Source organism: Parapedobacter sp. GCM10030251 (assembly GCF_042666505.1).
In the GTDB taxonomy this organism is placed as follows: domain Bacteria; phylum Bacteroidota; class Bacteroidia; order Sphingobacteriales; family Sphingobacteriaceae; genus Parapedobacter.
On record NZ_JBHTDN010000002.1, the window covers coordinates 1 to 14,333 of the forward strand.

4 protein-coding genes are annotated in these 14,333 nt (G+C 55.3%); 1 reads left to right on the forward strand and 3 read right to left on the reverse strand.

The window, feature by feature from the left end:
- A partial coding sequence (locus tag ACFQRK_RS06095) for a PorP/SprF family type IX secretion system membrane protein (RefSeq protein WP_379004667.1) occupies window positions 1-379 on the reverse strand: 379 nt, incomplete at its 3' end.
- Between the two features lie 42 nt (window positions 380-421).
- Window positions 422-10,228 (reverse strand): Calx-beta domain-containing protein, encoded by a 9,807-nt coding sequence (locus ACFQRK_RS06100; RefSeq protein ID WP_379004669.1) that lies wholly within the window; start codon window positions 10,226-10,228, stop codon window positions 422-424.
- Between the two features lie 279 nt (window positions 10,229-10,507).
- Here ACFQRK_RS06100 and ACFQRK_RS06105 point away from each other — a divergent pair, with 279 nt between their 5' ends.
- Complete coding sequence (locus ACFQRK_RS06105; RefSeq protein WP_379004670.1) at window positions 10,508-13,537, forward strand: ATP-binding protein; 3,030 nt, start codon at window positions 10,508-10,510, stop codon at window positions 13,535-13,537.
- On the opposite strand, the gene ACFQRK_RS06110 is transcribed toward ACFQRK_RS06105, so the two are convergent.
- Window positions 13,509-14,156, reverse strand: coding sequence for a response regulator (locus ACFQRK_RS06110; RefSeq protein WP_379004672.1), 648 nt, complete (start codon window positions 14,154-14,156; stop codon window positions 13,509-13,511). The two genes, ACFQRK_RS06105 and ACFQRK_RS06110, sit on opposite strands and share 29 nt — an antisense overlap.
- Window positions 14,157-14,333: the final 177 nt, after the last annotated feature.

Consider the following 14,333-nt stretch of genomic DNA (forward strand, 5'->3'; position numbering starts at 1 on the left):
CGGCACCCAGCCCGAAGCTCAGCCGCTGCGTGTCCTCGTCATCCAGCCGCAGCCGGAACGCGTAGTTCACATACGCCGAACTGGCCGACTGCGGGCCCAGACGGTCCGTGGTCAGCTGCACCCCCAGCCCGTGCCTTTTGCTTACCGGATCCAGCAGCCCGTCAACCGACAGCAGACCCGTCTGCGGGGCACCGTCAAGCCCGACCCACTGGCTGCGCAGCCCCAGCTGCCCGAACCACTCCTCCTTGTAGCCCGCATACCCCGGGTTGATGCTCATCGAATTGAATATGTACTGCGTGAACTGGATGTTCTGCTGGGCGCGCAGTGCAAAGGGCGCGCCTGCCGCCAGTATCCATATGATTACCTTTATGTATCTCATCTGCATTGTTTTGATTAAACCTAATCCTTCCACCTTTTTCCCTTACCGCTTCTTCAGCACTATCCAGCCCTTCTCCACCTGCCGCGTGCTGCCTTTGTGCAGCGTCAGCATGTAATAATACGTGCCTTCCGGGATAGCCGCCCCGTCCCAGGTATTGTCGTAGTCGTTGTGGCGGTAGATCTCGTTGCCCCAGCGGTTGAAAACCACCACCTCGGCACGGTCGAACCCTTCAATGCCCTCGATCTCGAAACGGTCGTTCTGCCCGTCGCCGTTCGGCGTGAAGATATTCGGTATCCGAAGCGGGTTGGCTGCCACCGTGACGCTTACCTCGGCCGGCCCGCTCCAGTTGCCTCCGCTGTCCTTCACCCGGTATGAAAATCCGTCCGCTCCCGTATATCCGGCTGTTGACGTATAGGTGACCGTACCGTCCGTGCCCACGCTTACCGTGCCGTGCTGCGGCCGGGTCACGATCTCGACCGATCCCGCATCCAGCGGATGCGTGCCCGCCGCGTCGTTGGCCAGCACCGGAATGACCAGCGCTTTGTTCGAGTACCCCGTCCCCGCATCGTCAACCGCCCGCGGCGGATGGACCGGCGATACCGATGCCTCGCTTTCATTGTTGCCCGCATCCGGATCATCCTCGTTACCGCTCACCTCCGCGCGGGTCACGTAGTCGCCTTCCCCGTTTACTACGGCCGTGATCCGCAGCGTCCGGCTTTCGCCGACGGCAAGGTCACCGACCGCCCAGACACCCGGTTCTTCGTCATATGTACCACGTGATACTTCCGCAGCTACAAACGTGTACCCCGATGGCAGTTTACTAAGTACCGCCACACCGGTGGCATCGTCAGGCCCTGCATTGCTCACCTCGATGGTGAACTCGACCTGTTCCCCGGCCATCGGCGATGCGTTGTCAACCGATATGGCGACCGTCAGGTCCGGAATACGCTCATCATCGTCCGCAATGGTAACCATTGCGCTGTTTGCCGTGCCTATGGTAACGGGGATACCGGGAGAAGAGGCCTCCGAGAGGGTTACAATCACCGTCTCAACAGACTCTGATAAGTCATCATCCAGGATGGTTACCGCTACCGTAACACTGTTCAGGCCTGCGGGGATCACAGCCGTGCCGCTAAGGGCTGCATAGTCATCACCCGCGGTGGCCGTGCCGCCCACCGTATAGGTTACCGTGACATCCTCAGAAACCGTTATGCCCGCGGGCAGGCTGATCGTGAAGCTGCCGTCGGTGCCCGGTTCGGCAGCATCCGCTGTTTTATCGATGGCAAGCGCCAGGTTCGAAGGCACCGCGCTTTCATCGTCTGTGATCTCCACCGCCGCACTGCCCGTGCCCGTGAAGGTGAAGCCCGTGCTGCTGCCGCCTGCAAGCGTGGCGATGACCGTTTCCGTCGCCTCGATCACCTGATCGTCCACGACCGTTACCGCAATGGCGACACCGTTCTGACCCGCGGGGATCACCACAGTGCCGCTAAGGGCGGCGTAGTCATCGCCCGCCATGGCCGTGCCGTCCACGGTATAGGTGACCGTTACGTCCTCCGATACGGCTATGCCCGCGGGCAGGCTGATCGTGAATGCACCGTCCGTGCCCGGCTCGGCAGCATCCGCTGTTTTATTGATGGTGAGCGCCAGGTTCGAAAGCACCGCGCTTTCATCGTCTGTGATCTCCACCGTCGCGCTGCCCGTGCCCGTGAAGGTGAAGCCCGCGCTGCTGCCGCCTGCAAGCGTCGCGATGACCGTTTCGGCCGGTTCGATCACCTGATCGTCCACGACCGTTACCGGAATGGCAACAGCGTTTTGGCCTGCAGGGATCACCACAGTGCCGGTAAGGGCGGCGTAGTCATCGCCCGCCATCGCCGTGCCGTCCACGGTATAGGTTACCGTTACGTCTTCCGATACGGTTATTCCCGCGGGCAGGCTGATCGTGAAGCCGCCGTCCGTGCCCGGCTCGGCAGCATCCGCTGTTTTATCGATGGTGAGCGCCAGGTTCGAAGGCACCGCGCTTTCATCGTCTGTGATCTCCACCGTCGCACTGCCCGCACCCGTGAAGGTGAAGCCCGTGCTGCTGCCGCCGGTGAGCGTAGCGATGACCGTTTCGGCCGGTTCGATCACCTGATCGTCCACGACCGTTACCGGAATGGCGACACCGTTCCGGCCCGCCGGGATCACCGCCGTGCCCGTAAGGGCGGCGTAGTCATCGCCCGCGGTGGCCGTGCCGCCCACGGTATAGGTTACCGTTACGTCTTCCGATACGGTTATGCCCGCGGGCAGGCTGATTATGAAGCCGCCGTCCGTGCCCGGTTCGGCAGCATCCGCTGTTTTATCGATGGCAAGCGCCAGGTTCGAAGGCACCGTGCTCTCATCGTCTGTGATGTTTACCGTGGCGCTGCCCGCACCCGTGAAGGTGAAGCCCGTGCTGCTGCCGCCTGCAAGCGTAGCGATGACCGTTTCCCTCGCCTCGATCACCTGATCGTCCACGACCGTTACCGGAATGGCGACACCGTTCTGACCCGCGGGGATCACCACAGTGCCGGTAAGGGCGGCGTAGTCATCGCCCGCCATGGCTGTGCCGTCCACGGTATAGGTTACCGTTACGTCTTCCGATACGGTTACGCCCGCGGGTAGGCTGATGGTGAATGCACCGTCCGTGCCCGGCTCTGCGCCGTCCGTTGTACCGGCAATGCTCAGCTCCAGGTTCGCCGGTATATTGTCATCGTCCGCAATGTCCAGCGTTGCGCTGCTACCACCGGCAAAGGTAAAGCTGGCGCTGCTACCATCGGTCACACCGACAATTACGGTTTCGGTGCTTTCAATCACCTGGTCGTCGACTACGGTCAACGGAATATCCACGCTATTATCTCCGGCAGGGATTACCGCAACGCCCGGGAGTTGGATATAATCCTGACCGCCAATCGCTGTACCAGTGACGGAATAATTTACCGTGATGTCTTCCGTTGCTGTCAAACCGACCGGAAGTGCGATATTGAATGCACCATTGATGGAAGGCTCTGCCGCGTCAGCGATTTTGGTCGCATTCAGCACCAGGTTTTCCGGTGTGTCGTCGTCATCCATGAGCTCGACTGTCGTGCTGCCGATACCGGTGAAGGTAAAGCTGGCACTGCTGCCACCGTTGAGTGTGATCTCGACGGTCTCCATGCCTTCGACCACCTGGTCGTCGATGACGGCCACCGGCAGGCTGACACTGCTTCGTCCCGCGGCGATTACCGCCGTACCCGTGAGCGTGACGTAATCCACTCCTGAGGTGGCCGTCCCTGCCGTTTCAACATTCACGGTAATGGCTTCAGAAGCCGTGATGCCTGTGGGCAGGCTGATCGTAAAGCCGCCTTCCGTGCCCGGTTCGGCACCGTCGGCTGTTTTGCTAATGGTAAGTTCCAGATTCGCCGGCACCATGCTTTCGTCGTCGGCGATATTTACCGTCGCGCTGCCCGTACCCGTGAAGGCGAAGCTGGTGCTGCTGCCGCCTGCCAGGGTCATGATCACGGTTTCCGTCGCCTCAATCACTTGGTCGTCCGCAACGGTTACCGGAATGGTTACACGGTTTTGCCCTGCCGGAATGATAACTGTACCGGTGATTGCAACATAGTCATCACCCGCCGTAGCGGTACCGCCGATGTCATAATTTACCGTGATATCTTCGGTAGCGGTTATACCTGCGGGCAGGCTGATCGCGAAGCCACCGCCCGTGCCCGGTTCCGCGCCGTCAGCCGCTTTGCTGATGGCAAGTTCCAGGTTTGCCGGATCAGCGCTCTCATCGTCCGCGATGTCCACTGTGGCGCTGCCTGTGCCGGTAAAAGTGAAGCTGGCGCTGCTGCCGCCTGCCAGGCTCATCACGACGGTTTCGGTTGCCTCGATCACCTGGTCGTCTGCAACGGTCACCGGAACCGTTATACTGTTTTGCCCCGCAGGAATGGTAACTGCACCGGTGATCGCACCGTAGTCATCGCCCGCATCGGCCGTACCGCTGATGGTATAATCTACCGTTATATCCTCGGTCGTGGTTATGCCCGCGGGCAGGCTGATTTTGAATCCACCATTAGTGGTGGGCTCGGCTGCATCTCCGTCATTCGTAATGGTGAGCACCCTATTAGCCGGATCGAGATCATCATCCGCGATATCCAAGGGCACTGCACTAGCAGCGGCATCAGCCGTATAGCTAAAGCTGTTACCATCTGTTCCACCCAAAAGGTTCATCACCATGGTTTCAGTGCCTTCTATGATCTTATCGTCAATCACGTTGACCCGAATCGCCACACTGTTCCGGTAAGCCGGCAGTGTGATGGTGAAAACCGTATAGTCCGTATTGCGCGTTGCTCCACCAGTCATGGTATAGCTGAGCGTCGTATTGGCAGCCGAAGTGTACCCAGCAGGAAGTGACACCGTATAGCTGCCACTCGAAGACGGCTCCGCGGCGTCTATATTTTTAACCGCCGCCAATACCTGGTTGGCCGCCACTGCGTCATCGTCCACTATGTCGACCGTAATATCATCATTGGCCGGATCCGGCGGGAAAATGAATGCATTCCCCCCGCCATCGGTCGCGCTGCCGGAGAGCAGCGTAAAGGTCATTGTTTCTGTAGGCTCTATCACCTGGTCGTCCAGCACGTCGAGGTTCACCGTGATGCTATTAGTGTTCGGTGGTATGGTGATCGTTCCAATGTCCTGGTAATCCAAACCGGCCACGGCCGTGCCGGATACACGATACCCTACCGTTACCGGCCATGCAGACGTGGCAACGCCAGCAAGCTTAACCGTAAACGTTGCACCGCTAGCTGGTTCTGCAGCATTAGTGCCAGCAATCACCTGCAAAGGCGTGCTGCTGGCCGCATTGGCGTCAACAATATTCACTGTGCCGCCGTTAGCGGACGGATCGATGGTGAACGGGAAACTCGTCGAAGCGGCAGCGGTTAATGTCATTTCCACGCTTTCAGGTCCTTCAATAATTCCATCGTTCCCTGCATCAACATCTATAAAAACTTCATTCGCGCCGGCCGGTATCACGATATTGCCACCGCTTAATCCCAGTATATTATAGTCCAGGCCATTTACCGCCGTGCCCTCCAGATTGAAGTTGACTACCACATTTTCAGAACTGGTAATCCCTGGAAGGAAAGATATCCGGTATTGCCCATTGGTACCGCCTTCTATCGCATCGGATATTCTGGTAAGCAATACGATGTTGCTGTTGGCGGTAAAATCATCGTCGCTGATATTCACTGTAGCGCTATTGCTGCCGCTTGGGATGGTATAGGTATAATTGGCTGAAGTAGCCGCAGACAAGTTGAATACAACAGTTTCATCGGGTTCTATCACACCGTTGTCAATAACGGTAACCGGCACAGTGATGCCATTTGTTCCTGCGGCTATTTCGATGGTGCCAGTTAACGCTACGTAATCAGTGCCTGGAGTAGCGGTACCGCCTACACTGTAGCTCAACGCAATGTTCTCTTTGGCCAACACACCTGCCGGCAGGCTGATCAGGAAGCCTCCGTTGGTAAACGGTTCCTGCGCATCCGCCGTCTTGATCACGCTAACCTCGCGTTTAGCGGCCGAAAATCCGTCCACCGTTACCGTGGCGGTAACCGATACCGAACAGCCCTCATCGTTGGTCACCGTATAGGTAATCTCTGCCGTGCCGCCGGATACGCCGGCTACCACGCCGCCTGCATCGACAGTGGCTACGGCCGTGTTGCTGCTTGACCATATACCGTCCGGTGTGGTGCTGGAAAGCGTGGTGGTTTCACCCTCAAAGACCTCAAGCGTACCTGTGATGGCATCAACCACCGGCACTGGATTTACCGTAATGGTCGCCTGCTGGCTGGCGGTACAGCCTTCCTCGCTGGTCACCGTATACGTTATGGTGGCGGTTCCGGGGGAAACCCCCGTTACCACTCCGGTAGTCGCATCAACCGTGGCAATGGCCGCATCGCTGCTGCTCCAGACGCCCCCTTCGGTGGCGCTTTGCAAGGTGGTCGTGTTTCCGACGCACACCGCATCAGGGCCGGTGACCGGCTCAACGATCACTGTGCTTTTGGTGATCACGATTTCATCGGATATGCTGCAACCGTCTGGGTACTGCACCGTCACGCTATAGGTGCCGCCATCGGTGACCGTCAGTGTGTTTCCGGTGCTGCCGTCACTCCATAAATACGTGGCCGAAGGGCCGGCAAAGAACCCATCGGTATCCAGCACGATAGGGAATCCATCCGCACAGATCGTACGGTCTGTGCCTAAGCCCATTATCGGCGATGCCCCGTCATAAGGTGCGATGTCCCAGCCGGTGCTTCCGCCCAGATCCTGGCTATGCGAGCCGGCGGTGAACTCCGCCCCACCTGTCGCAGTCATCTGCTGAAAACGGACATAATCGAAGTTTACATTACCTGAGGTCATCGTTACCGTCGCATTTGCCGGACCGCTGCTTACGATTTCCGTCAGCCGGCAGGGTGTTCCACTTCCAAACCAGTCATCGGTGATGGTGGTATTGGTGCCTGCGGTAAACATATACCGACTTCCGGGAAAAAAGATTAACGTACCGATGGTATTGTTAGTCCCGTAAATTCTGCCACCGCCTTTAAATTCCACGGTATCCAACTGATTGTTGCCCCCGTTGATGCCGATTAGCGAGGCCACATTCGGATCGGTAAACACCACCTTCCGGGCCGTAACGTCCGAAAATCCCCCATGCCCCGATGCCGTTCCGTTGATGGACACCTGCTCATAGGTGAAGCCGGCAGACAGGAACTGGTTCGTCGATATCGATGAACCCGCTGCACTTAACGAACGGTTTGAGGTACCCCCATTGAACCGCCAATGGCCTGCCGCTTGGACGGTACTCCCGGTGATGTCAATGGCGATGTTGTTGTTCCGCGAATCGTTATCCACCGAACGGACACTTAACGCGATGTCACGGGCATCCAGCGTACCTTCGTACAGCAAGATATCGGTCTGGTTATTGTTAAAGTCATTCCCGATCACCAGACGCCCCCCCGGCTTGCGGAGTTCGAAATCCAAGTTGCCGCTTGCCTGACCGGTGATGGTGGTTTCTCCCGGACCTCGAAGTTGAATAATCGCATTTAATACACTCGAAGAGTTGAGCTTCATACTTTCGCCCCAAGCCTCGATGTTCCAGGGGCCCACCCTGTTCAGAATCGGGTTGTTGGTCGCCCCCGCCCAGCTCATGTCGCGGAAATAGGCGTTACCGGTGTTGACGGTTACCGTCCTTGCCGCCACAGAGGTACCAAAACCGCTGTTGGCATCAAAAAACACATCGTTGGCAACCGTAGGAATACAGGCCCCACCCGGCCCGCCGGACGTCGTACTCCAATGGGCGGCGTCGTTCCAGTCGCCGGCACCTCCCACCCAATACCGTGCATCGCCATCCGAGGCGGTAACGTTCCATCCCACGTTACCGCCGGCGTCGGCACCGGTCACAGTAATGGGTAAGGTCAGGGCACCGCCCCCGCCGGTGGCCACGATATTTTCCAGGTAGACATTCGCGATTTCGACCTCGGCATCCGCGCCAAAGGCGATGGTGCTCGCCACGTCGCTTCGTATTTCGCCCAGGCCACTGCATGCAGGATGGATGGCTTTGAGGTACTTATTAACGGTGTTACTACCTTCAAACAGCCGCAGATTCCGGTTTTCAGCTATTATTAATGAATCGATGTTGTTTCCACCATAGCGGATCATTCCCCGGCCCTTAAATTCCAGCGTACCGATCGTGTTACTTGCACCGATCCAGGCATTGCTGGTCAGCAACGGATTGCTGAAAGTCAGGAAATCAATCGTCGCATTGGCAATATCAAAGCCATTGTTGTCTGTAGCCGGGCTTTCCACCCGATAAAAACTTCCCGTGCGAATGCCTAGGTTGGTTTTTGCCAGTATGGATGAACCTACGGCGCTCACCGTTTTGCTCGGATTCAGGAATTCCCAGATATTTACAGCAATTGTTGCGTCGCGCATATCCAGGTGGCCGCCCTGCGACTGAAGTCCCTGGAAAGAATGGATATCCAACGTCCGATTGCGCACGTCCACATTGCCGCACAGCCACATCACCCTGCCCTGGGTGTTGCTCCAATTATCCAGGAAGGTTACTTTGCCTATTGCTGCCGCCGGCCCTGTTTTCACGATGCGGATCTCCAGGGCGCCCTGTGTGTTGCCATTGGCCGTAACGGTCACATCTTCGTCACCTGTAAAGCGCAGCTCCGCATTCATGGTGACATTCGGATTCAGTGAAACGGAGCCATACACCCGCAATATTGTGCTGGTTGACTCGTTAAAAGTGGGGGTTCCTGACAGGCTTGCCGCCCAGGTTAAATCGTGGCAATACGCATTGCCTGAGGTGGTAACGATCCCTCCCGCGTTTAGCCCGCTGGCCCCGTCAAACACCACGTTGTCGGTAACAAACGGAATGCAGGCCCCACCCGTGCCACCGCTGGTTTCACTCCAATGGCTGCGATCGTTCCAATCGCCTGCCCCTCCTACCCAATACAAGGTGCGGCTGGCTGTTGTCGGCGTATTGATAATAAAGCCACTGTTCCCCTCGTTATCCACGCCATTCACCGTAAGGGGTGTGATGCTTCCCGTTGCCGTCATATTGGTCAGCAACACATTATCGATTTCGGCTACAGCGCCGTCGGCAAAATGGATGGTGCCGCCGGCAATTCCCGTGATTTCCGTAAAACCGTCGCACGGCGCACCGCCCGCACGGAACCGTTTATTGATCGTGATGGTGCCTCGGACTTCGATGTTCCGGTTCGGCGCCGTATACAGCGTATCAAAGACGTGCGCACCGTTATCAATAAAGTTCAGCGTCCCGCCCACCTCCGCATACTGGATGGTGTTATTCGCCCCGCCGATCCCGGCATTCCCGGCAAAAGTCACGTATTTAATCGTATTGTTTTCATTCCGGACCACGCCGGCCCCCATAAAGATTAGCGAATCCACGGTATTACCGGCATGGATGCGCGCATTGGACGTCAGCGACGGGTTACTGAATATCAGTTTCCGGAACGTCGTGTTGTACACCGAAAACAGATCGTTGTTCGGGCTTTCCGACATCACTTCCACCACGTCAAACTCGCCACCGTCTGTCACCAGCCGGATTCCCGATTGGATGTAAGATCCTGCTGCCGCGGTCGTCTTATTGGCGCCCCTGAAGTAGAAATTGCGCAGTACGGAGAGGCTTCCGCCGGTGATGTCGAGGTGCCGGGGGTTACTGTTTTCACTCAAGAAACTGTATACCGCCACGTTTTTTCCCGATGCGTCGAGATAGCCCGCCGTTAAGGTCAGGCCATATCCGTTGTTAGCTGTAGTGCCGGAATATACCAGATCGTCTTCGAGCGTCAACCCACTTCCGGGCTTATTGATCGTGATGTTCAGAATACCATTAATCGGACCGTTGGTCGTCAGGGTACCCGGATTGGCACCGCTAAATTCAATATTCACAACGCCGCTGTAGCCCAACGAGGGGGTGAGCACCAAACTGCCACCTACAAACAATGTATTGGCACCGCTGCGTGCCAGCAACGGTCCATTCGGCACGTCGCTTTCCCAGGTCATGTTGTTGCAAAACGCATTCGCATCCAGCGTCACCGTCCGTGAGGCCGCCGTGGTTCCAAATCCGCTGTAGGCACCGAAGAATATGTTATCACCGGGAGCAGGTACAATACTGGGGACGCCGCCGGTCGGGCTGCCGAGCCGCCAATGGCCGTTTAGGTCGCTCCAATTACCGCCGCCACCTACCCAGTAGTAGTCGGCCGCCCGGAGTGGGACACTAATAACAAGGACGAGGAATGCAAATAAAATTCTTTTCATAAATCATCAAGTAGCTGTCAACGATGTCCAATAAGACGATACAGGAGGGCAGGAATAAGCAGATAAAAAAGCCCATTGGTAGATGCGTCTTTATTACGGAAGCAAAAATGTCCAATCGACCAAGCGCTGTCAATCGTGTTTTTTTGAAATTCCAATCAAAATATCGATGATGCGGAAGATAGAAAATTTTCTACTACACTCCTGTTGCAGCCACCGAATATTTTAAATACTTTTATGCATTGATTAGATCATAGCCGACGCATCATCTATCTTCAGAACGTGACCCTACTTATCGCTTCCATCAGACGAGCTTTTTTTTTAGCGTTAACGGCATTGCTGACCAGCCCATACACGTTGCTCGCCGCGGACGGCACGTTCAACATGGCGCATTACACGGACGAGCACGGCCTACCGCAAAACAGCATCAAGGGAATCGGTCAGGACAACCTCGGCTTTATATGGTTGATTTCAGAGAAAGGCCCAATCCGCTATGATGGCCAGGGCCGATTCAAGACCTTCCCGCACCTCTCGGGTATATTGAAAACCGTGCGCCTTAACACGCTTAGTACCGGCGAACGGCCCCATGAGTTATGGGCCAGAAGTGAATCTGGCGAAGTGGTGTTACTGCAGGACGGGAAGGCACAGGTGCTTCAAGAATTCCCTCATCGGATTACAAGCAGTTTCGCTTTACGTTATAAGGAAAACACTCACTACCACCTTTCGTCCCCAACTCCGTACCCTGGCGACCGTCCCTCACACGTCTTTGTCCCGGACGGCGCAGGCGGTGGATTTGTCGTGTCGAGCGACTCCGTATTGCGTATCGGGAACGATGGCTCCATTACCGCTTCGATCGCTTTTCCCAGCGCCAGCCCTTGGCGTTTCAATGGATTCAACGGAAAGCTGTTCTATTTTAACTCTACGCTCTATTACGTGGAAATCGGAAGCGATCTCACTATCACCAAGCGACAGATAACCGGTGATATCCTGCAGTTGCCGTCCGGTACCCGTTTCGACGTGTATTGGAATACGACCGCCCATCAGCTTTTTATATATGCCGCTGAAAGCCTTTACCGTTTGACAGAGCATGCCAATGGCAACCTGACCAGCACACGCATACTCACCGGTTTCAATTTCAAGACGAACCATATCGTTTCGGCCTTTTATCATGCATCCGGAGGCCAGCTTTTACTGGGGAGTGCTACCAAGGGTCTATTCATTTTTAAACAAGCACAGTTTACGACGCTCAGCGTAGACGACCAATACTCCAAGACGGTGTTCTACAATCAAACTCCGCTGCCTGGCGGGCTGCTGGCTACCGACCAGGGGATAACGTTTGATGACAATGGCGAACCTCACTTTTCGCAGATCGTGCAACCGGGCGAACCCAAATACGGGCAGATCTTGGGGCCTGATGGCAACCTTTGGATCTTACAGACTAACCGCATCCTGGTCGTTACGCCAAGTCTCGACCGCGTGGTCGGCACGAAATCACTGTCCGCAACGCCCTCCCTGGCCTTCAAAGGCGATTCATCGGATTATTGGCTCGGCACCAAGCAGGGAACGCTGTTGAAGTACGATGCCGATGCAGACACCTTCCGCGCGGCCGCTTCGTTTTCCAGCGGCATCAGTTACATCGAACGGAAAGCTGACGGCGCACTGTTCGTTGGGACCGACGAGGGCCTCTTTGTTTTTGATACCACCAAAGGTTCGGTGCTAGAGGTACCCTTTTTTAAGGGAAAACAGATCCGCAGTATCCGAAACGAATCGGACCGCCGGTACTGGGTTACCACGTACCAACACGGCTTTTTTCTGTATGCGGATGGCAAGGCTACCGCGTTCCCGCTGGATAACAATCACTATTTGGCCACCGCGCATTGTACGCTGGAAGACCGGAACGGCTTTCTATGGATCAGCACCAACAAAGGGCTGTTTAAGGTGAGCAAACGGCAATTGCTGCACTACCGCGACGACCCGCAACAAGCGCCATTTTACTTCTACTATGATAAGCAATGGGGGTTTAATACCAACGAATTCAACGGGGGGTGTGAGCCGTGCGCCATCGAACTGCCAAACGGCCGTTTTTCTTTCCCTTCACTGGATGGACTGGTGCAATTCGATCCGGCGGCTATCACCGACGCCTTCCCGTCCGGTACGCTCATCCTTGATGAAATCGCATTGAACGGCAAATCCTTGCCGGTACAGGATACCATTCAAATCCCCCAGCATTTTTCACGGCTGGACCTCAAAATCGCCACCCCGTTTTACGGCAATCCCCACACCCTCCACATGGAATACCTGCTTTACAGCAAGCATGGAAAACCGAACGAATGGCTTCCCCTCAACGGATCGGACGACCAGCTATCATTCAATGAACTGCCCGCCGGCAACCACGAGATACGGGTGCGCATGCGTACGGATATCGGCCCTGAAGCCTTCCACTATACCACTTTTCACCTGTACAAAACGCCACTGTTTCATGAAACGGCATGGTTTATCGCCATTTCGTTTGTCTTGGCCGGCTTGGGCATCTGGTTCATTATGCATAGTCGGAGCCGCCTTATCCTCCGTCAAAACCGCTTACTGGTTCAAAAGGTCAACGAACGAACAGCCGCGTTAGCGAGCCAATACGAGTGGCAACAGCGGCTCTCCACCTCCATTACGCACGACATCAAGGCTCCCCTCAATTATGTGGTCAAAGCGCTGAGCAATATGCAGGAAATCGCCAAGCAGCAAGGATTCTTGCCTAGCGAAATGGAGCAGATTTACCTATCAACCAAAAACATCTACCTTTATTCAAATAACCTCACCACACTGGCCAAGTTCATGCTGGCTAAAGACCAGCTGAACGTCACCGACGTGCCGCTATACCAAACCGCGCAACGCCAGATAGACATCTTTCAATCGGTAGCCATCTCCCGGGGAAATACCATCCATAATCGCATTCCCAAAGGCACGGTTATCCAGTCGCACGCCGAGATTCTGCCTATCATCATCCACAACCTCTTGGACAACGCGATAAAGTTTACGCTGAATGGCGAAATTACGGTCCAAGCCCAACGTCCCGCTGCAGACACGCTGTCGCTGTCTATCAGCGACACCGGCGTAGGCTTGTATCCCGAACAGATTGCCTATTATAACCGGATCAACCAACATGAATCAACCGTTGTCGTGGAAGAAAAGAAAATTGGCTTCGGGCTGTTATTGGTGAAGGATATGGCGCATCTGATAGGGGCTGAAATGATGATTCAGAGCACGTTGGGACAGGGCACGACCGTTTCGTTCATCTTCCGTCAACATGGTGTATCGTAAACACATCGGTCAATGCCTTGACATTCGTTACCCGCAGCTTCTCGAATATTTTACTTTTATAGGTTCCCACCGTAGAGGTATGGATGAAGAGAGCCTTCGCGATTTCTCCTACGCCCTTGCCATCTATCAACAAACGGCATACTTCCAGCTCCCGGTTTGTAAGCAGCCGGATCGGGTTATCGTGCGAAGCTGCACCGCTATTCAGCCTGTCGTGCAGTAAATGCTCCTTCACTTCGTTGCTGACATATTTTTTGCCGGTGTGAATGGCATTAAGCGCATCGCGTATGGCGCCGTCGTCACAATCTTTCTGCAAATAACCATCTGCGCCCGCGTCGATATACCGCAACGCATACACATCCTCTTCATAGGCAGACAGGACCAGTATTTTAACGTTTTCTCGTACGTCTTTGATCATCTGAATCATGTGGAAATTATTCCCGCCGGGAATGTTAATATCCAGAACAATCATGTCTATCGTTTCGGCCGACAGCAACCGCAACAGTCCGGGCATGTTTTCCACGAAATGGACAACCGCTTCCGGCATCCATTCGTGGATAACGTATTTCATTCCCAGCCTGATAGCACTGTGGTCGTCGGCAACGGCAATCTGGATCGGCATATTAGGTTCTTTTCAAAACAAACAGAATCTCGGTAGCTGAATTCACCAAATGAAAACTTATTCATTTCATTCACAAATATGATAAAAAAGAAATGCGATGGCCAATAAAAGAATCAAATTTATTAACAATTCTCCCCGTGAGTAGATGCACACGATTTACTACACTACACTCGAGAC